General features: G+C 55.9%; 22 protein-coding genes and 1 pseudogene. 7 read left to right on the top strand and 16 right to left on the bottom strand.

Annotated features, from left to right (window positions below):
• Positions 1 to 181: 181 nt before the first annotated feature.
• The 13 genes and pseudogenes from FLS37_RS05880 to FLS37_RS05820 form a co-directional block, all read right to left on the bottom strand.
• Positions 182 to 409, bottom strand: a complete 228-nt coding sequence (locus tag FLS37_RS05880) for a hypothetical protein (protein ID WP_157315022.1) — start codon at positions 407 to 409, stop codon at positions 182 to 184.
• Between the two features lie 148 nt (positions 410 to 557).
• Entirely contained in the window at positions 558 to 773 is a 216-nt protein-coding gene (locus FLS37_RS05875) for a VF530 family DNA-binding protein (protein ID WP_157315021.1), read from the bottom strand.
• 96 nt (positions 774 to 869) lie between these two features.
• Positions 870 to 1,652 carry a ChaN family lipoprotein gene (locus FLS37_RS05870; RefSeq protein WP_157315020.1) on the bottom strand — a complete coding sequence of 261 codons (783 nt, stop codon included), beginning with the start codon at positions 1,650 to 1,652 and terminating at the stop codon, positions 870 to 872.
• Between the two features lie 47 nt (positions 1,653 to 1,699).
• On the bottom strand, positions 1,700 to 2,074 hold the full coding sequence (locus FLS37_RS05865; protein WP_157315019.1) for a VOC family protein: 375 nt from the start codon (positions 2,072 to 2,074) through the stop codon (positions 1,700 to 1,702).
• Positions 2,075 to 2,077: 3 nt separating this feature from the next.
• A complete protein-coding gene (locus tag FLS37_RS05860) occupies positions 2,078 to 2,887 on the bottom strand; it encodes a heme ABC transporter ATP-binding protein (RefSeq protein ID WP_157315018.1) in 810 nt (269 codons plus the stop codon).
• The gene (locus FLS37_RS05855) at positions 2,884 to 3,921 is read right to left on the bottom strand and encodes an iron ABC transporter permease (RefSeq protein WP_157315017.1); all 1,038 of its coding nucleotides are present in this window, start codon (positions 3,919 to 3,921) and stop codon (positions 2,884 to 2,886) included. The genes FLS37_RS05860 and FLS37_RS05855 overlap by 4 nt, the downstream gene beginning before the upstream one ends.
• Positions 3,918 to 4,769 carry a hemin ABC transporter substrate-binding protein gene (locus FLS37_RS05850; RefSeq protein WP_232522508.1) on the bottom strand — a complete coding sequence of 284 codons (852 nt, stop codon included), beginning with the start codon at positions 4,767 to 4,769 and terminating at the stop codon, positions 3,918 to 3,920. The genes FLS37_RS05855 and FLS37_RS05850 overlap by 4 nt, the downstream gene beginning before the upstream one ends.
• 133 nt (positions 4,770 to 4,902) lie before the next feature.
• Positions 4,903 to 5,973 (bottom strand): hemin-degrading factor, encoded by a 1,071-nt coding sequence (locus tag FLS37_RS05845; protein ID WP_157315016.1) that lies wholly within the window; start codon positions 5,971 to 5,973, stop codon positions 4,903 to 4,905.
• Between the two features lie 135 nt (positions 5,974 to 6,108).
• Positions 6,109 to 8,277 carry a TonB-dependent hemoglobin/transferrin/lactoferrin family receptor gene (locus FLS37_RS05840; protein ID WP_198314504.1) on the bottom strand — a complete coding sequence of 723 codons (2,169 nt, stop codon included), beginning with the start codon at positions 8,275 to 8,277 and terminating at the stop codon, positions 6,109 to 6,111.
• Between the two features lie 147 nt (positions 8,278 to 8,424).
• The gene (hemP, locus tag FLS37_RS05835) at positions 8,425 to 8,619 is read right to left on the bottom strand and encodes a hemin uptake protein HemP (RefSeq protein WP_232522506.1); all 195 of its coding nucleotides are present in this window, start codon (positions 8,617 to 8,619) and stop codon (positions 8,425 to 8,427) included.
• 622 nt (positions 8,620 to 9,241) lie between these two features.
• The gene (locus FLS37_RS05830) at positions 9,242 to 11,119 is read right to left on the bottom strand and encodes a radical SAM protein (RefSeq protein WP_232522504.1); all 1,878 of its coding nucleotides are present in this window, start codon (positions 11,117 to 11,119) and stop codon (positions 9,242 to 9,244) included.
• 171 nt (positions 11,120 to 11,290) lie between these two features.
• A pseudogene (locus FLS37_RS17115) lies at positions 11,291 to 11,377 on the bottom strand (DUF2845 domain-containing protein); the annotation flags it as partial.
• A gap of 183 nt (positions 11,378 to 11,560) precedes the next feature.
• Positions 11,561 to 12,712, bottom strand: a complete 1,152-nt coding sequence (locus FLS37_RS05820) for a PleD family two-component system response regulator (protein WP_157315013.1) — start codon at positions 12,710 to 12,712, stop codon at positions 11,561 to 11,563.
• Positions 12,713 to 12,909: 197 nt separating this feature from the next.
• On the opposite strand from FLS37_RS05820, the gene FLS37_RS05815 reads away from it, so the two are divergent.
• The 7 genes from FLS37_RS05815 (at position 12,910) to FLS37_RS05785 (ending at position 17,668) form a co-directional block, all read left to right on the top strand.
• The gene (locus tag FLS37_RS05815) at positions 12,910 to 13,260 is read left to right on the top strand and encodes a hypothetical protein (protein ID WP_157315012.1); all 351 of its coding nucleotides are present in this window, start codon (positions 12,910 to 12,912) and stop codon (positions 13,258 to 13,260) included.
• A gap of 91 nt (positions 13,261 to 13,351) precedes the next feature.
• On the top strand, positions 13,352 to 13,906 hold the full coding sequence (locus FLS37_RS05810; protein ID WP_157315011.1) for a GbsR/MarR family transcriptional regulator: 555 nt from the start codon (positions 13,352 to 13,354) through the stop codon (positions 13,904 to 13,906).
• 36 nt (positions 13,907 to 13,942) lie between these two features.
• Entirely contained in the window at positions 13,943 to 14,386 is a 444-nt protein-coding gene (locus FLS37_RS05805) for a thiol-disulfide oxidoreductase DCC family protein (protein ID WP_157315010.1), read from the top strand.
• Between the two features lie 54 nt (positions 14,387 to 14,440).
• Complete coding sequence (locus FLS37_RS05800) at positions 14,441 to 14,815, top strand: hypothetical protein (RefSeq protein ID WP_157315009.1); 375 nt, start codon at positions 14,441 to 14,443, stop codon at positions 14,813 to 14,815.
• Positions 14,812 to 16,071 carry an SDR family oxidoreductase gene (locus FLS37_RS05795; protein ID WP_157315008.1) on the top strand — a complete coding sequence of 420 codons (1,260 nt, stop codon included), beginning with the start codon at positions 14,812 to 14,814 and terminating at the stop codon, positions 16,069 to 16,071. Before FLS37_RS05800 ends, FLS37_RS05795 begins: the two co-directional genes overlap by 4 nt.
• Before the next feature lie 75 nt (positions 16,072 to 16,146).
• Positions 16,147 to 16,614: a DUF2269 domain-containing protein gene (locus FLS37_RS05790; RefSeq protein ID WP_157315007.1), complete on the top strand. Its 468-nt coding sequence runs from the start codon at positions 16,147 to 16,149 to the stop codon at positions 16,612 to 16,614.
• Positions 16,615 to 16,732: 118 nt separating this feature from the next.
• Positions 16,733 to 17,668 (top strand): TIGR01777 family oxidoreductase, encoded by a 936-nt coding sequence (locus FLS37_RS05785; protein WP_157315006.1) that lies wholly within the window; start codon positions 16,733 to 16,735, stop codon positions 17,666 to 17,668.
• A 6-nt stretch (positions 17,669 to 17,674) separates the two neighbouring features.
• Here FLS37_RS05785 and FLS37_RS05780 read toward each other — a convergent pair whose 3' ends face one another.
• The 3 genes from FLS37_RS05780 to FLS37_RS05770 all read right to left on the bottom strand — a co-directional run bounded on the left by FLS37_RS05780 (position 17,675) and on the right by FLS37_RS05770 (position 21,909).
• Positions 17,675 to 18,310, bottom strand: coding sequence for an ABC transporter substrate-binding protein (locus FLS37_RS05780; protein ID WP_157315005.1), 636 nt, complete (start codon positions 18,308 to 18,310; stop codon positions 17,675 to 17,677).
• A gap of 179 nt (positions 18,311 to 18,489) precedes the next feature.
• Positions 18,490 to 20,946, bottom strand: a complete 2,457-nt coding sequence (locus FLS37_RS05775) for a response regulator (RefSeq protein WP_157315004.1) — start codon at positions 20,944 to 20,946, stop codon at positions 18,490 to 18,492.
• A gap of 69 nt (positions 20,947 to 21,015) precedes the next feature.
• Entirely contained in the window at positions 21,016 to 21,909 is an 894-nt protein-coding gene (locus tag FLS37_RS05770) for a LysR family transcriptional regulator (protein ID WP_157315003.1), read from the bottom strand.
• Between the last annotated feature and the right edge of the window lie 18 nt (positions 21,910 to 21,927).

Raw genomic sequence — 21,927 nt, 5'->3', positions numbered from 1 at the left:
AGTGATGAAGGAATTAATGCCAGCCAAGAATGATAATGCCAACAGGGGCAAACGCGAAAGCTTTACCTTACAACTGCACACACCAAGCCACGCCGATGGCTGCGGGAAAAATACAGCCGGTGGTATATCCATCAAGAGCAATTACAACAATCACTCTGTGGATATACCCCAGCTAAATACATTAATGCCAGATCAGGTCTTCGTCGATCGGCACCAGATCGCTCAGGTATTCGTCGGTTTTCTCGCCTTTGGGCCAGCAGACGCGGGCGCGATTGCCTTCCACTTTCAAAACCCGGCCATCGAAACGCTCGCCGCCAAAATGGTCAATCCGGTTTACACGGGCATTCACCGGAACATGAAGCGCATTGCCCGACCAGCGTTCAATCAGTGATGAAATCAGCGTTAACATGATTCACTCCTTGGTAATTGTGTAGTTATTATCGCTATATTATGCGCAATTACTACGTAGTTCAATTACATTCTGTGTGAATAATGTACATGTCGTATGCCGCCAGCATGAGCCCAAAGCGATGCTAAGCCATCATGTTCAGCAGAATTTAGCGACGCATCTTGGCGTCCAGCTCCTCCACCTTGGCGCGCGCCCATGGCGTGCGGCGCAGAAATTTCAGGCTGGATTTGATTGAAGGTTCATTGAAAAAACATTGCAGCGGAATCTGCTTGTGCAGGCCTTTCCAGCCAAAGTGCTCGACCAGATCAGTCAGCATTTGTTCCAGCGTTACGCCATGCTGGGGGTTGTTTTTCTGTTGCGTCATCCTGCGGTCTCCTTGCTGGGGCTGGCTTTGCAGCAAGCCAGCCCAATTGATTCCGGCAGTATAAGACCTAAGTGGCGTGAAGGGTTATGCTGATGCCTAGCGCATTGCGCACACATCACCGCGTTGCATGGCCTTGACCAGCACGCTGCTGTCATACATGCCCGGCGCCGGGGCGGCTTCAAGGTAGGCGGTACTATGAAGCGGGGCGCTCTTTAGCCATTGCGGCACGCCCAGATCGCGGCGGACATGGCCGTTACCGGCGATCAGCACGACATCGCGGCCAGTGCTTTTCATCGACTCGAGCATCACGTCGGCCATCAGCACATCGCGGGCAATCTGCGCGCGCGCCATGCCGGGCAGCAGGCTTTCCGGCAACTGATTGCAATGCCCGCTGCGCACCGCTTCAATCTGCCCAGCCAGCAGCGCAGCGGGGATGTGCGCCAGCTGATAGCGCTCGATCAACTCGGGCTTGAGCGCGGCGGTAAAGCCGGTTTTTACAATTTTGCTCGCATCGGCGCGCGAGAGATTAGCCGCCAGCAGCGGCAACTGGTATTGCTGCGCCAGGGTCAGCAGTGGTACGTAATACGCCCAATCCCAGCGCTTGCTGCCTTGGGCAGCGTCGATGATGCAGCGGGTATCGCTGCCACAGCGGCTTTGCGCTGCGCTCAGCTGCGGCTGAAATTCGTAGTCAAATTGCTCCAGCGCAATGGCTGGCCGCCAGCCAGCCGCCACTTTCGCGCGCAAATCGGCCACGCGCTGCTGATGGCCTTCGGCGTTGTCGTGCACTTCGCCCAGCAATACATAACGTGACGGCGGTGTCACGCTGGCGCAGCCCGACAAAAGCACAAGGCCAGCCAGGCTGCTGATCAGTAATTTCATGGTATTTCCTGCAATAAAAATAAACTCTGCGCCAGTGGATTCAGGCCTCAATGCGCAGGCCAGCTGTCACCGCGCAGATTTTCGGCTATCCGCCATAGCACGCCGCTGGGGTCGATCAGCACAAAATCGCGCTGCCCCCACGGCTGATCTTGCGGTGGCACCAGCCGCACGCCGTACTGCGCGGCCAGCGCTTGCGCCCTCTCCCACCACGGCGCGATGTGCTCGACCAGCAAATGCTGCATGCTATTGCTAGCCCAGTCGGCGACGTAATAGTTTTGCAGAAAGAAGGCGCAGTCGCCGTGCTGCAAACGCGCCAGCTCGTCGCTGCGAAAGACCAGCTCAAAACCCAGCGCCTGATAAAAATCCAGCGACAGCGCGTAATCTTGCGCGGGGGTAAATGTACACAATTGCAGACTTTTCATAGTTCAAGCAAACAGCACCAAGGGCCGCTCCGGATGTTGGGGGTGGGCAATCACCTGACTGTCCAGCTGATAAGTTTGCCGCAAATAGCCACTTTGCAATACCTCGGCAGGTATGCCCTGCGCAACCAGCTGCCCTGCGGCCAGCAGCACGATACGGTTGCAATAGGTCGCGGCCAGATTCACATCGTGCAAGACCACGGCCACGCCCAGCTGCTCCTGTTTCGCCAGCATGGCCGCTGCGCCCAGCAAGCCGTGCTGATGGCGCGGATCAAGGCTGGCGGTGGGCTCGTCGAGTAATAAATACCGCGCCTCACCGGGATTTCGTGCAATCAGCGCCTGCACCAGCACTCGAGCAAATTGCACCCGCTGCTGCTCGCCGCCAGATAATTCGGGATAGCGGCGCTCGGCCAGATGCGCCACCTCGGCGCATTGCAGCGCAGCCTTGATGGCACTGGCCACGTCGCGCGCCGATAACTCGGGGAAAGGATAAGCCCCCATCGCCACGACTTCGCGCACTGCCAGATTAAACGCCAAACCAGCTTGCTGCGGCAGCACGGTGCGGCGGCGAGCCAGCTCACCAACACTCATATCGTGGATCACTACGCCATCGAGCAGCACCCGGCCAGCGTCCGCTGGCAGCTCGCCCGAGAGCACATTGAGCAGCGTTGATTTACCCGCGCCATTCGCGCCCAGAATACCCAGCACTTCGCCCGGATACAGCTGGCAGCTGATGCGATCCAGAATCAGCTTATTGCGTCGGCTCAGGCTGACCGTGTCGAGCGCTAAACAGTTCCCGTCCAGCTTCGTAGTCATACCGGTCGCCCTTTCAGCAGCAAGTACAGAAAAAACGGCCCGCCAATCAGGCTCGTCACAATGCCGATGGGCAGCTCGGCGGGCATCACCGCAATGCGCGCCAGCCAATCGGCCGCCAACAGTGCACAAGCGCCGCCGAGCATGGCTGCGGGCAGCAGGCTGCGATGATCAGCGCCCAGCACCATACGCACCAGATGCGGCACCACCAGACCGATAAAGCCTATCCCGCCCGTCGCCGCCACCAGTGGCCCCACCAGCAGCGCCATCAGCACAATCAGCTGTCGGCGCAGCGCCTTGATCGGAAAACCCAGATGGAGCGCTTCGCGCTCACCCAGCAGCAAGGCATTCAGCCCGCGCCAGTAGCGCAAGGCCAGCAGCGATAAACCCAGCAGCCACGGCGTCAGCCACGCCAGCAGCGGCCAGCGCGCCCCGGCGAGCGAGCCCATATTCCAGAAGGTCAGCGTACGCAATTGCGTATCGTCGGCCAGATAAGTAAACAACCCGATCAGGCTAAAACAGATCGCATTGATCGCCACACCGGCCAGCAGCAAACCGGCCACGCCGGGATAACGGCGGCCCAGATGATATGCGCACACCGTCGTGATCAGGCTGCCAATAAACGCCGCCGGGGCGAGCAGTAAAAAGCTGCCGCCACCCAGCACAATCACCCCCACCGCGCCCAGCGCGCCACCGGACACCATGCCCACCAGCGCGGGCTCGGCGAGCGGATTGCGAAACAGCGCCTGCGCCAGCACGCCAGTCAGCGCCAGCACACCGCCAGCCAAGATGGCAAACAGCGCACGGGGCAAACGCACCTCCAGCAACACCGATTGCCACAATTGCATTTCCAGATGATCAGCGGGTATATCACCAAAGAGCAATTGTGGCATTGCCTGCAGAGGAATACCCACCGCACCATGACTCAGCGACAAGAGCAGCAAAACCAGCAGCACCAGCGCAAGCGCCAGCACGGCGCGCAGCGGCGTAAACAGGCTCAAGCCGGGCGAGGCCAGCGTCAGCGTTGCGCCACTCATTGCCCACGCCCCGACTGGCTGAGCCGCGCCGGACGCGGCGCGCGCTGCAGCTGGGCAATGGCCTCAGGCAGGCGCGGGCCAAAGCCAAGCAGCAGCAAATCATCCAGCACCAGCACATTGCCCTGACGCACTGCGGGCGTGCTGGCCACCCCCGGCAAGGCCAGCACTTTCTCCATCCCGCCCAGCGCCGCCACCGACATGGTCGTCGTGATCAGATACTGCGGCTTGAGCTGCGCGATGCCTTCCAGCGACAAGGGTTTGTAGCCTTTTTGCCCGGCGAGCACATTATGAAAGCCCGCCAGCCGCACCGTGGCATCGGCCGCCGTCTCGCGCCCCGCGCCTTCGGGCGCGCCGCCACGGCTAAACAGCACCAGCGCGTTCGGCCGTGCTGCAGCGGGCTTGTTGGCCAGCAGTTTCAACTGCGCGCGCAAATTCGCCACCTTGGCGCGACCATCATCACGCAGCTGCAAAGCCCCAGCCACGCCGTATATTCTTTGCTCCAGTGCATCCAGCGTTGCCGCACTCGACAGTACCACCACACGCTTGCCCAGGCTGCGCAGCTGCGCAATCGCCTCAGGCGGCCCGGCCTGATCGCTGGCCAGAATCAGATCAGGCCTGAGCGAGAGCACGCCCTCGACCGAAAAGCTGCGGTAGTAACCCACTTTCGGAATACTGGCCGTCGCCGCCGGATAAACGCTGGACTGATCAACGCCGACTAGACGGTTTTGCGCATCAAAGGCATACACAATCTCGGTCAAAGCGCCGCCAAGCACGACAACGCGCTGCGGGGCAGCAGCGTGTGCCCAGAGCGATAGCAACATAAAGACTGCAGTTAGAAATATTTTCACGGTCGTTCCACGGTGAAATCAAAAAAGTAGGTCGGGTGAGCGTAGCGTTATCCGACACATCAAACAGCAATGTCGGGTAACGCGCCTTACAGGCGCTCACCCGACCTACGGATACGACTTCAAAGGAATCGCCTTATTCCGCCGACACAGCCGGGCATACGCTGGCCAGCGGCGTGGTGCATAGTCTTTCCATCAATGCGCGCCAGGCTTTGTCTTCCGGAATGCCCGGTTTGCGCACGCCGAAAAATTGCACAATCAGCTCGTTATTGGCGGCGTACAGCTCCAGCGATGTGACCCAGCCGTCGCTGGTCGGTTTATTCACAACCCAGCTGCTGGCCACGGCGGTGGTGTCCAGATGCAGGTTGAAATCCGGGTCGAGCACATTGAACCAGGGGCCGGTGCGCAGCAGCTTGCTGACCGTGCCTGAATGAATCTGCACCACGCCACGGCTGCTGACAAAGCACATGATGGGCAGCTGCTGTTCGGCGGCGACGTTCAGCATGGTTTCAACCGCATCGGCAGCAACCACTTGCGCCAGATCGCTACCGGCGGCTTCGAGTGCGCCCAAGCGTTGTACATTCGCACGGCGCAACAGCGGGAAAAAGCCATGCGTGTCAGTCAAGGCCAGCCACGCTTCACGCAGTGCTTGCGGATCGGCAGCGTGGCGCGCTGCGGTGTCGGCCGGATAAGACTCGAGCGCCAGCGGCGCAATCTCATCCGCCTGATACTGCGCCAGGTATTGCTCCCAATAGCCCGTATTACTTGACTCAGTGAGATATACCTTGTGAACCGCAACGCCATCGGCGGCGAAAAACTGAATACTACGGCGCTCGCCCTCGATCACGGCAAAGGCGCTGCGCCAGTAATTAAAAAACAGCCGCAAATCAATGTCTTTGCCCAGCACCAGCCCGATGGCTTTTTCGGCTTCGACTTCTTCGTACTCGCCGTGGCGCTCGTGCACGCAAAAATCATTCCGCGTCAGCACCATCACGCGGCCAAAGCCGGGCAGCGCGCGGAATAATTCCTGTGGCGTACCCGTCAGCTGTACGCTGCTCACGCCACATTGCGCGGCAACCAGCTCGGCCTCGCTTACCTGCAGGCGGCGAGCCACTTCGCGGGCGCGCAGTTTGGGAGAGTCAGCGCATAAAGCCTGATAAGCCGCATGCAGATGCTGGCGCTGCTCGGCATGATTGATAGCGTTCATGATTGGTCCTTGCTTGGTGTTGCAATAAGCCTGCGCCATCGCACAGGCTGTTGTTGATGGAAAGAATGCCGCCCCTCTCCTCTGTCGGCAGAGCGAATAGCAGCGATTGATTAAGCAAGCTCAACACCTGTTGAGCTAGTATTTCCAGTTCACGCTCAGGCGCGCATTGATGCCCGGCTGGCTATAGCGATCGATGATTTTGCTGCTGGCGGGCACGCCAACCACATCGCTGGAGAGCCAGTATTTCTTGTCGCCCAGATTGAAAATGCCGGCGTTCAGACGCAGATCTTTTACCGGCTCCCACCAGCTGGTCAGATCCAGCACGCCATAGCCCGGCGTTTTGAAATACGTCGCCTGCGACACCTTGTCGTGGCTACCTGCTGCGGTGAGCATCAACGAGCTACCCCAATTGCTGCGGGTAAACGTCAGCCCCAGCTGGGCTTTGAGCGGCGCAACGCTATCGAGCGCGGCACCACTATCGCTATTGCTGCCACGCGCCCAGGCCAGATTGGCCCAGCTGCGCCAGCCGGGGGCAAACGCCCACTGCGCGCGGGCTTCCAGCCCGTAAATCTCGACGCGGGACTGGTTTTGCGATTGATACACCAGCGACATGCCCGGCAGGCATTGCGCGCTGCCCGGGCAAGCAATCGTGACTTGCTCGATAAAATTGCGGTAATGGTTGTCATACACCGTGAGGCTGGCACCGAGCTGCTCATCGCCCAGACGGGTGCCCACTTCAAAGCCACGGCTGGTTTCTGGCTTCAACGCCGGATTGGCCACGGCGGCATAGCCCATTGGCGAGACATAGCTGCCGTTCAGCTCCATCGGATTCGGTGCCCGAAAGCCCTGGCTGTACTGGGCAAAGAAACTGAGCTTGTCGGCCACTTGCCAGCGGGCGGCGAGTTTGGGCGACAATTTGCCATCGCTCAGGCTGACCGACTTGCCGCCCTGCTTGATAAAAGCGGCGTCATTCTCAGGCTGCAGATCATAGCTGTCGTAACGCAAACCGGGGGTGAGCGTGAAGCCGCTCTGACCAAGAGCGAGCTCGTCCTGCACAAAAACGCCCCACTGCGTGGTGGTGGTCAGCGGTAAATCGCGCACATTCAGCGTGGCATTGAGCGGCGTGCCGCTACGGAATTGCGTCAGCTCGGAGCGGCTGATCTCAAAGCCCGCCAACAGATGATGCCCCACCGAGCCGCTTTGCCATTGCTTGCCCAGCTGCGTGCTCAGGCCCAGCTGATCTTGCGAATACTCGGAAATACGGCTCCAGTTGGGCGCATTGGTGCGCGTCTGGTAAGTCGCTTGCTGGCTGTCCTGCTGCTGCGTGTAAACGCGCACGCTGGCGCTGTCGAGCACGCCACCGGGCTGCTCGGCCGCATAATCGTATTCGCCGGAAATACGCCAGCGGCGGGTCTGGTCTTCGGAACGGCTGGCGCGCACGGTGGGCAACATCGGATCGCCCAGATCGGTATAAAGCTCGGCATCCAGATCGCGGCGGAAATAATCAGCGGTCAAACCCAGCGTATGCCCGCCATCGAGCAAGGTGCGCACTTTGGCCAGCGCGCTGCGGCTGCTGCTGTCTTGCGGATTGGCGCGGGTGCGCAAATTGCTGCGGCTATCGTTCTCGCCCTTATTATCCAGCTCGCGGCCTTCACGCCCGCCGGCCTGCAGTAGCCAGAATGTGCTCTGCCCTGCTGCGCCCGCCACGGTGGCGCGTGCGCCGGTGCTTTGATCGCTGCTGTCGTAATCAAGCGCGATCTGGCTGGCAAAACGGCCGCGGCCTTGCAGAAAGTCCAACGGCTCGAGCGTGCGCAAGCCCACCACACCACCCAACGCATCCGAGCCATACAGGGACGACGCTGGCCCACGGACAATCTCAATCGCCTGCAAAGCGCCAAAATCAACGGTATCGCGCCCATTATTCTGGTAGGGGCCAAAGCTGAAGGTATCGGCCAGACGGATGCCATCGACCATCATCAGCACCCGGTTGCTCTCCAGACCACGGATATTCACGCTCGACAAACCATAGCGCGGGTGACGGCTGATGCTGATATCCGGCTCGCCCTTGCCCAGATCGGTGTAATCGCTGACAAACTGCTCATCCATCTGCTCGCGGCGGATAGCGCTTACCGATGGCGGCAAGCTGCCCAGCTCGGCCTCGCTGCGGGTGGCCGTCACCACAATGGTGGGCAATAGCGCATCGGCTATGCTGGCCTCGGCGGCATACAGGTTTTGCATCGCGCTAGCGAGCAGGGTCAGGGCGAGATAATGCGGTACGGCTTTCATTCCAGTCCTTGTAGTCATGGCGGTGCTGCCTGCGCGAAAGCGCATCGGCAACTTGCGGCTGGCTACCACACCAAAAAGGCGGGACTGGCTGGCTTGCAGGGGTTTGAAATGGCTCGGGGAGCCGGTTTAAATGGCAAACAGTTCAGCGGCGCAAAGGCCGGAAACTTATTTGGTCAGGATCAGCTTGCCCTGACTGGTTTCGCGCAATACATACCGTTCACCATGGTGCTCAATCACAATCTGGCGCTGACCGCCCAGCAATTGCTGACTTTGCACCACAGGCCGGGCGGCGATTGCGGCGGCTGAAGCAGGTGGTTTATGCGTGTTCATAAAGCGGATAATAACAACAATGATTCTCATTTACAACCAGCGCCGCCGCAGCACCAGCAGCACCTCGACGAACGGCGACAAAGCCGGCAACATGCATGCAACTAGATTCAATTTCACGCAAGAAAATGGAAATATGAAACTAATAATTTAGTAATTATTTAGAGTTTGGCGCGGTTTACAGCGCGAAGAAAAGCAGGTGGGTATATTGCTACAGATCAATAAATAATTAGCCTTCAGTAACATACACCAAAATGAAGGGTGATATTCTAAATGCGTCTTGATTCGAGTCTCGCTGGTGAATCTAGGGCTTAAAATCCCCTGTCGCCCATCGCCGAGGGAGTGGAGCGAGACAAACAGCTTTACCGTTTGGCTCGCGACCGACTGAGGGAAGCCCGGAGGGCCGCAGGCGGGGGGCGCCTTCTCTTGCTTACTTCTCTTGGGGATTGCTTGTATTAAATAGTCCAAGAGAAGTAAGTCCCCGTCGCGGATTGCGACTGTAAAACATCGTGCCGAAGGCGCTAAAAACGATCAACACAAATTGAGAACCTTGCCATTTAGCCAAGGGTATATTGCCATAGATCAATCAATAATTAGCCTGCAGTAATATACCCTTAGATAAATGGTAATTCTATTGTGTTGATACAGGGCCGCATCAGCCCCTGGCTTGCAAGGCCTTGCCAACAAAATGCCGGTTCACCGTTGGGCGGGGCACTTTGCAATCGAACCAGGCGCGCACGTCTTCATCGAGCCCGATGCCGTGCATAAAGTTGTACAGCGCCTTGTTCAGCCCCTGCCCCATCAGATCGTGGTCAATCGGCGTGGTATCGATAAAGCCGACATCATTTTTGGCAAAACTCACCGGTGGCAGAGGAACCAGCTCGACGCCGTATTCTTCCGGATTTTTACCCACCGGCGAGTGCACGGTGCAGGCAAAGCGGTGGAAAAAGCCCGACTGAATACAGCCGTGTTCAAATAGCTGGCGGACGTATTCGAGTGCGTCGACGGTGTCCTGCACCGTTTGCGTTGGAAAACCGTACATCAGATAGGCGTGCACCAGAATCCCGGCCTCGGCAAAGCCGTAAGTCACGCGCGCGACCTGATCGACCGAGACGCCTTTTTTCATCAATTTCAGCAAGCGATCCGAAGCCACTTCCAGCCCGCCCGAAATCGCGATACAGCCACTGTCGGCGAGCAATTGGCACAGCTCGGGCGTGAACGATTTTTCAAAGCGGATATTGCCCCACCATGAAATCGACACCTTGCGGCGCAGCAGCTCTTCGGCCAGCGCGCGCAGCATTTTCGGCGGCGCGGCTTCGTCGACAAAATGGAAACCCGTCTGGCCGGTTTCTTCGATAATTGCTTCGATACGATCAACCAGCATTTCAGCCGTCGTCGTTTCATAGCGCGAAATATAGTCGAGCGTCACATCGCAAAAACTGCATTTTTTCCAATAGCAGCCATGCGCAATCGTCAGCTTGTTCCAGCGCCCATCCGACCACAGCCGATGCATTGGGTTGAGCATATCGAGCAGCGACAGGTAGCGATCCAGCGGCAAGCCGTCCCACGTCGGCGTGCCCACGTCGGAGAACGGCACGTCGGGCTCGGGCCAGTTGATGTATTGCACTTTGCCTTGTTCATTACGAATGAAAGTGCGCACCAAGCGCTGCGCCGAGCGCTTGCCCTGCAAATGCTCGATCAGCGCCAATAGCGGGCGCTCGCCATCGTCGAGCGTGACAAAATCAAAGTAATCAAATACGCGAGTTTCAGTCAGCTCGCGTAATTCGGTATTCACAAAGCCACCGCCGAGCGCCAGCTTAATATCGGGGTATTGCCCCCGAATGCTTTGCGCAATTCGGAAAGCGGCATATACCGCCCCGGGGAATGGCACCGACACCAGTACCAGCGTGGGCTTCTCTTTTTCCACCGCCGCCAGCGTTAAATCATGCAAGGTCGCGTCGACCAGATTGTGCGGCGCGGCCAGCGCGGTAGCCAGCGGCTGGAATGTCGGCTGCGACATCGCCAGCGATTCGGCGTAGCGCACAAACTCAAAGCGCGGATCAATCGCATCGCGGATCACATCGGCCAAATCATTTAAATACATCGTCGCTAAATGGCGCGCGCGGTCTTGCGTCCCCAGCGCGCCAAAGGCCCAGCCCAGCGTGTCTTCGCTATCATCAATCGTGTACGCATCTATCGGCGTAAAACGCGCGCCTTCGGGCAGGAACGCACGCGAAACAATCCGGTGGCTCACCGTGCTATCGCGCCCCTGCAAAAAGGCCATCGTCGGCGTGATCGTCGCGTCGTAATGATCGAAGTTCAGCAGAAAATGCTGCACCTGATGGCTTTGCTTGCGCGGCGCAATTTTGGCCGCCGCATCGCGAATCTCGGCCAAGCCTTGACGCGAAAACAGTCGCAACACCAGCGCAAGCGCCAAATCGGCCTGCACCGCATCCACCTCGCCCCCGGCTTTGGAGCGCAAAAAGCCGGTGATATACGCCGTCGACGGATACGGCGTATTCAGTTGCGTCATTGGGGGGATCAGGGATAAAACACGAAAGGCAGTCATTGGCACTCACAAAACCCGCGTGCAAAAAGGCAGCGCGGGCATATTTTACACGCTTAGCGCTGCGAGCTAGCGCCGGAATGATAGTCGTGAGCCCAACTCTTAATACCCGTAGCTCAGCGTTTTCACGCCTTGCAGTTAATCAGCCAGAAAACGCAACTGCAACATCAGCCGATCGGGGCCAAAATTGTAAAGCCATTCGCTCACTTCGCTGCCCGTTTGGCGCGGATCAGTTTTCCACTCGCCAGCGCGATTGCGTTAGCGCAGCTGCGTTGAACGCGCTCCGTATATCCCTCCCATACAAGTACGTCTACAACGCATAGTCCACTTAATTCAGAACAGCCAAAACATCAACAAGCCTTAACTTCAAAGTGTCAACTATCACAAACCAACCAAAGTATTGAACACTCAACGTGAGCTTGACTCATCCAGAGAAGCCTTCAAGGTTTGTACTACTGCGGTCAATTTATCCTGCAAAGCAGCTTCATCAGTATAAGTGGCGGCGATTTGCTCCCACCCCACTCGTACAATATTAAGGAGGTTTTCCTCTTGAGAATCACTTAAACCAAAAGCAGATAGTGTGCTTTCAAGTTTCATCATCACATCAGCAAACAAAACGGCACGCTCGTTTCGCCCCAGTCGTTGCTGTTGATCGATTTCGATCAGCGTTGAAGTTAATGATTGAATCGAATTCATGACAACGAGTTTATTTTGTGTCGTTGTCAGTGTGGCCTTTACCCTGATTGCCTCCAACCTTGCTTCGGCAGCCTCAATCATGATTGCCAAATTATCGCGCAAACGGCCACAACGCTCTTCATCAGCCACCGGCATATTACTCACAATCAATTTTGCATTCGGATAATTCACCGATAGCCGATTTCGATACTGCACAATACGGTCCATCGACGCCATCTGATGCAATATCGCGCACTCAACACCGGAGGCTTCACCCTGCAAATTAAGAGTAATTGCACGTTCATCCATATTGAGTTGCACCACACCTTCAAGTTGAAATTGTTGTACCGCCATCAATATTTGCTGCGCCAGATTCTGCGCGGTCTGGCATAGATTAAAATTTTTCAGCGTTTCCATCAGCAAACCGGTTTCACTCATGCTGCTCATTGCAGTAAACGCGGTAGTGGTAGCGAAATGGATTTGGGATTTAAGCTGGGCGCGGTCAGCACAGACTTGCAACATCCGCGCAATTCGCGCGCTGAGTACCTTGGGATTGAGTGGCTTAGTGATAAATCCTTGCCCGCCCACGTCGTAGACTTTCAAAAGTTCGTCAGTATTTTCAACTGCCGACATCAACATCACCGGAATATCCGCCAGCTCAAAATCATCACAGATGGCCTTACACAGCGCAAAACCATCCATTTTTGGCATTTGCACATCTGCAATCACCGCAGCAGGCATCATTTCTCTTACTTTTTGCAATCCCTCCTCACCATCACAAGCTTCAACTACGCGATAACCCTCAACCAAGACACGCTCGATTACTTTACGGATCATTGCATCGTCGTCAACGACGAGAACAACTGGCTTTTGCGCTTCAATCATTTTTCTTCTCTCATTCAAAATGACTACTTGGCAAGTCTAGGATATTTCACGAGATAATGATGCTGATTTGCATTGTAACTTGCACGGCAAAACTAAGGCGAAGGTGCACAGAGTCAGAACAAATAATATGCAGCGGACGAGCGAGAAAATGTGCCTCTAAATAAGTAATAATGCTGCTTTCTTTGCAGGATACCGCCGTGCCACTTGCCACCCAGCTGCGTGAGCAGATTGCCGAAACCGAAGCGCTGATTCGCCGTCTGGACCCGCGCAGCGCACAATACATTGTGATGCAGGGCGACAAAGCCTTTCAATTTGTCATGCAGCAGCGCAAACCGGTCAGCGCCACCGTGGTCGAGCTGGCGCTGGCCACCCGCTTTACCGAAGCCGATGCGCAAATGATTGCGCAAGCGCTGAAAAATTCGCAAGGCGAGCCTGGCCGCGCCATTCCGCTACTAGCGGCACTCAATATGCAGCTGGCCAAACAGCAAGCCGCCCTGCTCAAGCTGGAGCAAGCCATCAGCGTAATCCAGTGGCTGCCACGGCGCTAAAGCCAGCATCAACCCCCGAATAAATAATCCTTGCCTTGTGGCGTGATTAGGTATTTAATTTCTGTAAAGACAGAAACAAAGGAAATCAATCATGAAGCTCAGCCCAACTATGCAGAAATACATCGTCCACTGGGGCGAAATGGGCACGCGCTGGGGCGTGAACCGCACGGTGGCGCAAATTCATGCCTTGCTGTTCCTAGCCAATCAGCCGATGAACGCCGAAGACATTGTAGAAACGCTGAATGTAGCGCGCTCGAATGTCAGCAATAGCCTCAAAGAACTGCAAAGCTGGGGTTTGGTCAAAGTGCAGCATGTGCTCGGTGATCGGCGCGATCATTTTGTTGCCCTGCAGGACGTGTGGGAAATTTTCCGCGTAATTACCGAAGAGCGCAAAAAACGCGAGCTTGATCCAACGTTAACCGTGCTGCGCGAATGCGCCATCGAAGCCGAAAACGACACCGAGATTGAAGCGGCAACACGGCAGAAAATGGACGAAGTACTGGTTTTTCTGGAAATGCTGCTCTCGGGCTACGACGACTTCAAGCATTTGCCGCCATCGGTGGTGATGAAATTACTGAAAATGGGCGGCAAGCTCGGCCAACTGGTGGCGATCTTCGGCAAAGACGACGATATGGCTGCCAAATAGTTTCACCCGCTGGATTCACGACTCAGGAGATTGATCATGAATAACGCTACTGATCTGCACTATCAGGTTTTCTACGACGACGCCTGCCCGCTATGCCGCTTTGAGATGCTGCGCCTGCAGCGGCTCAGCACGCCGGGGCAGTTTGCGATGGTGGACATCAGCGCGGCAGATTTTGAGGCCCGCGCTTATGGCTTTGCCAGCGATTTTGACCCGGCCGCGCTGGGCGTACTACTGCATATCCGCCGCAACGATGGAATGCTGCTGATCGGCATCGACGCGATTGCCGCCTTGTACCGGGCGATTGGCCGTGGCTGGTGGACTAAGCCCGTGCAATGGCAGTTTGCCCGCCCAACACTGGCAGCGCTGTACGCCTGGTTTGCGGCCAACCGCTACCGGATCAGCGCGGGGCTTGGCTTTGCGGCCAAACCGGCTGCGGCGTGCAGCATCAATGGCTGTAGCGGCAAAAAATTGGCGCAATAATTTCTGTTTATACAGAAAAAACAGAATAACCCATTGGCAAATAGGAGCACCATCATGTTGAACTTTGGCGACTTTATCTCGATTCTGGTGATCAATCTGGCGCTAAGCGTGCTGCTGATAGCCTGGCAACAGCGCGCTTTGGGGCCGCTACTGAACGAAAGCTGCCCCGGCAGCGGCGCGCATTACTGGCGGCACACGCTGGCCGCACTACAGCTCCTTTTACCCATGCTGCTAGTCCTGCTGTTTATTGATGGCGATGAGAAAAACGCGATTGGGGTCTTTCGCACCATGCTGATTTGCGTGGTATTTGGCCACCTGCTAGCGATTGGCGCCATCGCGAAAATGATCTGGCGTCGTCTGGTGCCCAGTGCGCCAGCACCACAATCACCCGCAGCGGCCAATCCGCTGCCAGCAAGGGGTATAAGATGAACATCTTGCTACTTGGCGCCAGCGGGCTGATCGGCTCAGCCCTGTTGCCCACGTTACTTGCTCAGGGGTATTGCGTTACAACGCTTTCCAGAAAAGCAACTGAAGACAATACCCGGCAAGGTATTTGCCAGCTGCAAGCCGATATTTCGCGCTGGATTGAGCCGCAAGACTGGCAGGCCGCGCTGGCGGGCATTGATGTGGTGATCAATGCGGTGGGGATTTTTGCCGAAAATGCCCAGCAATCATTCGCTACACTCCACATCGCCATGCCCACCGCCTTGTTTGCCGCATGCGAGCAATATGGGGTTCAGCATGTGATTCAAATCTCGGCATTAGGTGCTGATACACAAGCGGCTACCGAGTATTGGCGCAGCAAAGGCGAGGCCGACGCGGCGCTGATGGCCAGCCAGCTCGACTGGGCCATTGTGCGCCCTTCGCTGATTTACTCGCCCAATGGCCGCAGTTGCCAGCAGTTTCTCAGCATGGCCAGCTGGCCGCTGCTACCCGATTTACGCAACAGCGCGGCGGTGCAGCCGGTGCATCTGGACGACGTGATTGCGGCAATTCTGGCGCTGCTCGCCGCGCCAAACCAGCAAGTGGTCAATCTGGTAGGCCCATCGGCAATGAGTTTGTCGCAATGGCTGGCGGTTTTGCGCGCGGGAATGGGTTTGCCCGCTACCAAATCCTTGCCAGTATATGGCTGGATGCAAGATATAGCAGCCGCTGCAGCCCAATACATGCCGGACAGCTTATTCAGCCCGGCCAGTTTGGCCATGCTGCGCATTGGCAATCACGCCGATCAAGCGCCGCTGGCACAGCTGCTCGGCCGACCGCTCAAAGCCGCAGCGCCCGACGTAAGTGATACCGGCTTGGCAGCCAGAGCACAGCTAGCGTGGCTGATGCCGATCCTGCGCTACAGCATGGCGGCGGTCTGGCTGATCACCGCGATGGTGAGCGCCATCAACTGGCCGCAATCGCTGGCGCTGCTGGCGCAACTGGGAATCGCCGAGTCGCTGCAATGGCCGCTGCTGATCGGCGCCATTGGCTGCGATCTGGCGCTGGGCGTGTCTTGCTTAATGTCGCGCTGGCGCAGCTGGAAACTACAAATAGCGCTGGTATTGCTCTACAGCACGCTGATTAGCTGGGGTCTGAGCGAATACCTGCTGCACCCATTCGGCCCGATCTTGAAAAATCTGCCGATTCTGGCGGTCTTGTTACTACTTGATCAATGCGAGCAAGCGAATGGCAAACGCTAGCAAACATGTTCAGGCAGGGCAGCAGTACGATGTAAGGACACATGAACACATTGGTCAAAAATCGAGGAGAACGTGATGGAATACTATCTATGGGTGAAATGGGCGCATATTCTGTCGGCTACCATCATGTTTGGCACCGGCTTAGGGACGGCATTTTATCTGTTTACCGCCAATCGCAGCGGCAATGTGCAGGCCATCGCCGTCGTCAGTCACTGGGTGGTCAAGGCCGATACCTGGTTTACCACGCCAGCGGTGATTATCCAGCCGATTTCGGGCGCGCTGATGCTGTATTGGGCGGGGTTTCCCCTGCAATCACTCTGGGTATGGCTATCGCTGCTGTTGTACGCAGTGGCCGGTGTGTGCTGGCTACCCGTGCTATGGTTGCAACTGAAAATGCGCGATATGGCGCAAGTCGCCGCGCAAACCAGCACCGCGCTACCCGAGCGCTACTGGCGCTATGAAAAAGGGTGGACTGCGCTGGGTTTTCCGGCTTTTGGCGGGCTGATCGTGGTGTACTGGCTGATGGTACACAAGCCGTTTTAAGGGCATTGATGATTGATCCGGCCGCTTGATGTTTTAAATCATAGGAACGATCTTCAATCCGCCCGATCGATAGTTACAAGCAATTACATATTTTTGAACCGGTTTTCAGGAATAGATCATGTCAAACTACTTTAGCCATTTAGCGTCGCAGCACGTCCTAGTTACTGGTGGCACGGGTTTTATTGGCCGCGAGCTGGTCAATCAATTGCTGGCAGCCGGGCATCACGTCACATTATTTAGCCGCCAGCCCGAGCGTGCCGCCCGCACCTTCTCCCCCGCGCCAGGGCAGATCTCTGCCTTTTCGAGCTGGCAAACTTTGGCCAGCGACACGCAATTTGATGCCATCATCAATCTGGCGGGCGCGCCCGTTGTTGGCCCGCGCTGGAGTGCAGCACGCAAACAGGCACTGCGCGATAGCCGCGTCGGCGTGACGAATCAATTGCTAGGCTGGCTGCAAGGCGCGGCACACAAGCCTGCCGTGCTGATCAATGGCTCGGCGATTGGCTATTACGGCTGCCGAGGCGACGAGCCACTCGATGAAACGGCTAGCACGAAAAATGAATTCATGTCCGATCTATGCCGCGAATGGGAAGAAGCCGCAGTCAAAGCCGAAGCGTTTGGCGTGCGTGTGGTGCGACTGCGGCTGGGACTGGTATTCGGCCCCGGTGGCGCTTTCCCCAAATTATTGCTGCCGTTCAAGCTGGGCGTTGGCGGGCGGATGGGCGATGGCCGACAAGTGATGAGCTGGGTGCACCGTAACGACGTCATCGCCGTGATCGCGCGCGCCATCGCCAAGCCGGACATGCGCGGCGCCTACAATATGACTGCGCCACAAGCGCCGACGCAGGCTGAATTTGCCGCACTCGCCGCCAAACTGCTGCACCGACCCAATCTATTCGTCACGCCCGCGTGCGTGCTGGAGCTACTGCTCGGCGAAATGGCCGCGCTGTTTACCAAAGGCCAACGCGTCGTGCCTAAACGCTTGCTCGATGAAGGGTATCAATTTGAATTTGCCACGCTGGAGGCCGCGATTCAGGATAATTTATCGCACTAATCTGGCCTAGGGAGTAGGTGGCTTGGTGTGGCGGTGAGCTATTACAGCTTGCCATTGCTTATCGTGCGCCAGCTGAACAATCGCTTGATTGAGAAACCGGTGCAGGCGTACTTGTGATCGTGCGACAAACAAATGCCGATAGACTTCGCTTCTGGGTTGTTTTGCAATATACAGCCATTGGTCTAATTGCGGCAGTTGTTGGCGGTAGTAGGGCAGCGCAATGGCAGGGATGAACGCTGCGTCTATACGTTGCAATTGTAGTTTTTTTAAATTGCTCAGTGCGGATCCAGCGTCTTCACGATGGATCCGGCCAGCCGCAATATCGCGTTGAAAATCATCCAACTGGTGCCCAATCACCGAGCCGACCGTTAAGCCATACAATGATGCTGGCCCGTTAAAATTGATGGGCTTATTGCGATGGCTGACGACCAAATTAATGTCGTGCATATAAGTATCGGTCCATAAATATTTGCTGCGCTCCTGATCTAGAAAGAACTGAGGACTTGCCCATACCACCACACCTTGCCAATCGGCTTGTGAAAGAACAGTCAAATCTAAGCGCCGCCGTGGCAAATACGTGGGGACGAATTGATATTGCCCTTTCGATTTTTTGCTAAGCCAATCGGCAAGTTTTTGCGTCAAATTATCGGCTTGTTCAAGCGCAAAAGGCGGCTCGTCGTAATAGGTGTAGAACGGGATCGTCTGGCTGGCGTGGACAAATTGGCTCCATAGGCAAAATAGAACGAAATACATCAATAATTGTGTTTTGCTTATTACGCGCGCCGTGAGTCCGCAGCGTTTTGTTGCTATTAGCATTAGCACTACAGACTCCCCCCTGAGGCGTGATTATCTGTATGAGCTAGGTATTGGTTTAAACACGACTGTAGTTTTTCAAATTGCACCGGTTTACTAATAAAGTGATTCATCCCCGCAGCTAAACAGGCTTCTTCATCTTCGTGCATGGCGTTGGCCGTCATCGCAATAATTGGAACTTGATGATTACGCACCATACTTTGCACATCACGTATTTGACGCGTTGCTTGTATGCCATCCATTTCGGGCATTTGCATATCCATTAGCACTAAATCATAGTCACTTTGAGTTAGCATTTGCAGCGCCTCTAGTCCATTTTCGGCGCTATCGGCATTGATACCCATCCGGATTAACATGGCATGTGCAACTTTACGATTGATTGGGTTATCTTCAACCAGCAACACCCGCGCTGGCAGCGGCGTAACGGTGGTAAAAGTGCTGGCAGTTGGTGTTGTGATGGTTTTTCCCGATAGAACTTGAGTCAGTGTGGCGAGAAGACGGCTTAACTTGATCGGTTTATTAATGACTGCAGCCAAGCCGCACGAGATGGTCTGCGTCTTGCTAAACTCTAAATGCGGACTCATTAAGACAATGGCGGGATGATTTGCTATGCGACTGATTTGCTGGGCCAGTTCAAGACCCGATTGCGGCGCTAAGGTTTGATCGAGCAAAATTAAATCGATTTTGTCCGTGTGCTTTGCTTCCAAGAGCGCGAGCGCCTCTTGTGCTGATGAAGCTAGATGCGGCTGGCAAGCCAGTGTACCGAGCATAACTGCTAATTGCGCCCGGCAATAGGGGCTGTCATCGACAATAAGAATGGACGAGCCCTGCAGTGGTTCTGGTAATTTAAGGGCTGTTGTTTCTCGATCAGCTATATCCAGCTGCAATTCGACATTAAACCACGTGCCAGTACCAGGCTCGCTGGCGAGCGTGAGACGACCGCCCATCAGCTCAACCATTTGGCGTGAAATCGCCAAGCCCAAACCTGTGCCACCATATCGCCGGCTAATACTGTCATCCGCTTGGTGAAAGGCTTGAAATAGCTGTGCTTGTTGCGCAGTATCGATCCCAATACCACTGTCGCGTACACTGATCTCAAGATGTAGCCGTTGCTGATCTTGCCTCTGCACGTGCAAAATCAGCGCCACTTCGCCGTTGGCCGTAAATTTGATGGCATTACCCAGCAGATTGATCAAAATTTGCCGCAGACGGGTTGGATCTCCCACTACAAAATCTGGCAGCGCAGGATCAACATCACATAAAAACTCCAAGCCTTTTTCTTGTGCACGAATAGCAAGCAGATCAGTGACTTCTTCGATTAATTGTCTGAAATTAAACTCAACTTTTTCAAAGTTCAGCTTACCGCTTTCGATTTTTGAGTAATCCAAAATATCATTTAAAACCGTAAGTAAGGCCTCGGCGCTGTGGCGAATGGTGATGGCGTATTCGTTTTGAGATTCAGAGAGCTCAGTATCGAGTAGTAGCTGGCTCATGCCGATAACGCCATTCATCGGGGTGCGAATTTCATGGCTCATATTGGCGAGGAAAGTGCTTTTCGAACGGGATGCAGCTTCGGCTGCGTCGCGCGCTTGTCTAAGCTGCTCACCCATGCGATAGCTGCGTTGATAAGCGTTTTGCAATAACCAGGCGGCCAACGCTAAAAAAATTGAGCCAAACCAGCCCATCAGGCGAAAAAAGACCAACCTGATTTCCATCGGTGCCGTAGCTGGTCGTTTTTGCACTAAATACCAGCTTCCTCCTGGCACGGAAATCGACACCCCGACGGTTGATTTATCTTGCTGCAACCCCGCATTGCCCCAGATGACCTTCCCTGTTTGGCCGCCCGCGTCTTTACCTAGTAATAAGTGTGTCTGGCTCGATGCTGCATTCAGGCCGACCGCGTCAAACAAGTGGTGCATATCGAGCACGGTACTAATCATGCCCCAGTATTGCTCAGGGCCGCTAAAGACGGGAACACGATAAATCAAACCTTCACCGCCTTGTGCCAGTTTGACGGGCCCCGCGAGAAAGGGTTTGCCCGTTTTAATCACGCGCTCGACAGCAGGCCATTGCAATTTATTGGCCGGATAATAAAGGCCAAGGGCTTTTTCATTGCCTTTGAGCGGATACACATAACGTATGCGATTATCAGGTGCGACGCCGATATTGCGAATGTGATGTCCTTGCACAAACAGCGTCGCCAGCATGCGATTGAGTTGTGCTTCGTTGAGCTGCTGCGGCGCAGAGCGGATATACGCTTCCAAACCGGAGGCAAGATAGAGCGTGGACGAGAGCTCCGCCTCGATACGAGCGCGCAAAGCTGTGACTTCGTTTAAAGATTGTTCGTAGACGAGCTGATTGGAGCGCTCGTTTTCATGCTGGATACCCCATTCAGTCGCAAGCAGACCGGCAAATAAAATCGCTAGAGGTAATCCTTGTGCTAAGCGGAAATAAAACGTGCGCATATCAAACCAAAGTCTTTATACAGGCTTAAATATAGTGCTTGAACACCGACCTGCTCGCGTAAATTCGAGCTATTGCCAGGCCGTCGCCGTAAAACGTTGAACTAGAAAATCCAGCACTGCCCTTACCGCAGGCGATAAATGCCGCCGCGATGGATACAGCGCGTAAATCGTCATCGCGGGTACTTCCCAATCAGGCAGCAGGGCGATGAGTTGGCCGTTGTCGAGATACGGTTTGGTCAGATACGTGGGCTGCAGCGCGATGCCGCCGCCTGCGAGTGCAGCGTGCAGCAGCACAGTGGCTTCGTTGGCGCTGAAACGGCTGCTGACGGCAACTTGTTCGTGCTCGTCGCCGCGCTGGAAAATCCAGATACTGCGGCCAAAATTGGCGTAGCTTAGACACCCATGCAGGGTAAGTGCCGCAGGCGATTGCGGTGTGCCGTGTTCAGCCAGATACCCCGGTGAGGCGACCAGTACCGAATCGCAGCGCGCCAGCGGTCGAGCGATTAACATCGGGTCGGGTTCGCTGCTGATGCGAATCGCCAGATCAATGCGCTCTTCGACTAAATTGACCGCACGATCGCTGACGTTCAAATCAATTTTGAGCTGCGGGTGTAGCGCCAAAAAATCGCTAATCGCCGCTGCCAGATGCGCAAAGCCAAACGACATGCTGCAGGTCAGTCGCAATTGCCCGCGCAGCTCGCCATCGCGCTGCGCCGTTTCTTCTTCGATATTGTCCATCAGCGCGAGCATTTGCTGGCTGCGGCGCAGGCAGCCTTCGCCGGCGTCGGTGAGCGTGACTTTGCGCGTCGTGCGTTGCAGTAGCCGCGCATCGAGCCACGTTTCCAGCTCGGCAATATAGCGCGTAACCATCGCGCGTGACATCTCGAGCTTGTCGGCCGTGGCGCTAAAGCTGCCGCTGGTAGCGACTTCGCAAAACACTTTCATCGCGGTGAGCCTATCCATCGCACGCTCCTGATTGGT

Source organism: Chitinibacter sp. GC72 (assembly GCF_009760905.1).
GTDB lineage: Bacteria > Pseudomonadota > Gammaproteobacteria > Burkholderiales > Chitinibacteraceae > Chitinibacter.
This window is presented reverse-complemented; position numbering and strand designations above follow the sequence as displayed.

Coding starts and splice junctions, on each gene's coding strand:
- FLS37_RS05880 (WP_157315022.1), bottom strand. CDS start 409: ATGTTAACGCTGATTTCATCACTGATTGAACGCTGGTCGGGCAATGCG.
- FLS37_RS05875 (WP_157315021.1), bottom strand. CDS start 773: ATGACGCAACAGAAAAACAACCCCCAGCATGGCGTAACGCTGGAACAA.
- FLS37_RS05870 (WP_157315020.1), bottom strand. CDS start 1,652: ATGAAATTACTGATCAGCAGCCTGGCTGGCCTTGTGCTTTTGTCGGGC.
- FLS37_RS05865 (WP_157315019.1), bottom strand. CDS start 2,074: ATGAAAAGTCTGCAATTGTGTACATTTACCCCCGCGCAAGATTACGCG.
- FLS37_RS05860 (WP_157315018.1), bottom strand. CDS start 2,887: ATGACTACGAAGCTGGACGGGAACTGTTTAGCGCTCGACACGGTCAGC.
- FLS37_RS05855 (WP_157315017.1), bottom strand. CDS start 3,921: ATGAGTGGCGCAACGCTGACGCTGGCCTCGCCCGGCTTGAGCCTGTTT.
- FLS37_RS05845 (WP_157315016.1), bottom strand. CDS start 5,973: ATGAACGCTATCAATCATGCCGAGCAGCGCCAGCATCTGCATGCGGCT.
- FLS37_RS05840 (WP_198314504.1), bottom strand. CDS start 8,277: ATGACTACAAGGACTGGAATGAAAGCCGTACCGCATTATCTCGCCCTG.
- hemP (WP_232522506.1), bottom strand. CDS start 8,619: ATGAGAATCATTGTTGTTATTATCCGCTTTATGAACACGCATAAACCA.
- FLS37_RS05830 (WP_232522504.1), bottom strand. CDS start 11,119: ATGACGCAACTGAATACGCCGTATCCGTCGACGGCGTATATCACCGGC.
- FLS37_RS05820 (WP_157315013.1), bottom strand. CDS start 12,712: ATGATTGAAGCGCAAAAGCCAGTTGTTCTCGTCGTTGACGACGATGCA.
- FLS37_RS05810 (WP_157315011.1), top strand. CDS start 13,352: ATGAAGCTCAGCCCAACTATGCAGAAATACATCGTCCACTGGGGCGAA.
- FLS37_RS05805 (WP_157315010.1), top strand. CDS start 13,943: ATGAATAACGCTACTGATCTGCACTATCAGGTTTTCTACGACGACGCC.
- FLS37_RS05800 (WP_157315009.1), top strand. CDS start 14,441: ATGTTGAACTTTGGCGACTTTATCTCGATTCTGGTGATCAATCTGGCG.
- FLS37_RS05795 (WP_157315008.1), top strand. CDS start 14,812: ATGAACATCTTGCTACTTGGCGCCAGCGGGCTGATCGGCTCAGCCCTG.
- FLS37_RS05790 (WP_157315007.1), top strand. CDS start 16,147: ATGGAATACTATCTATGGGTGAAATGGGCGCATATTCTGTCGGCTACC.
- FLS37_RS05785 (WP_157315006.1), top strand. CDS start 16,733: ATGTCAAACTACTTTAGCCATTTAGCGTCGCAGCACGTCCTAGTTACT.
- FLS37_RS05775 (WP_157315004.1), bottom strand. CDS start 20,946: ATGCGCACGTTTTATTTCCGCTTAGCACAAGGATTACCTCTAGCGATT.
- FLS37_RS05770 (WP_157315003.1), bottom strand. CDS start 21,909: ATGGATAGGCTCACCGCGATGAAAGTGTTTTGCGAAGTCGCTACCAGC.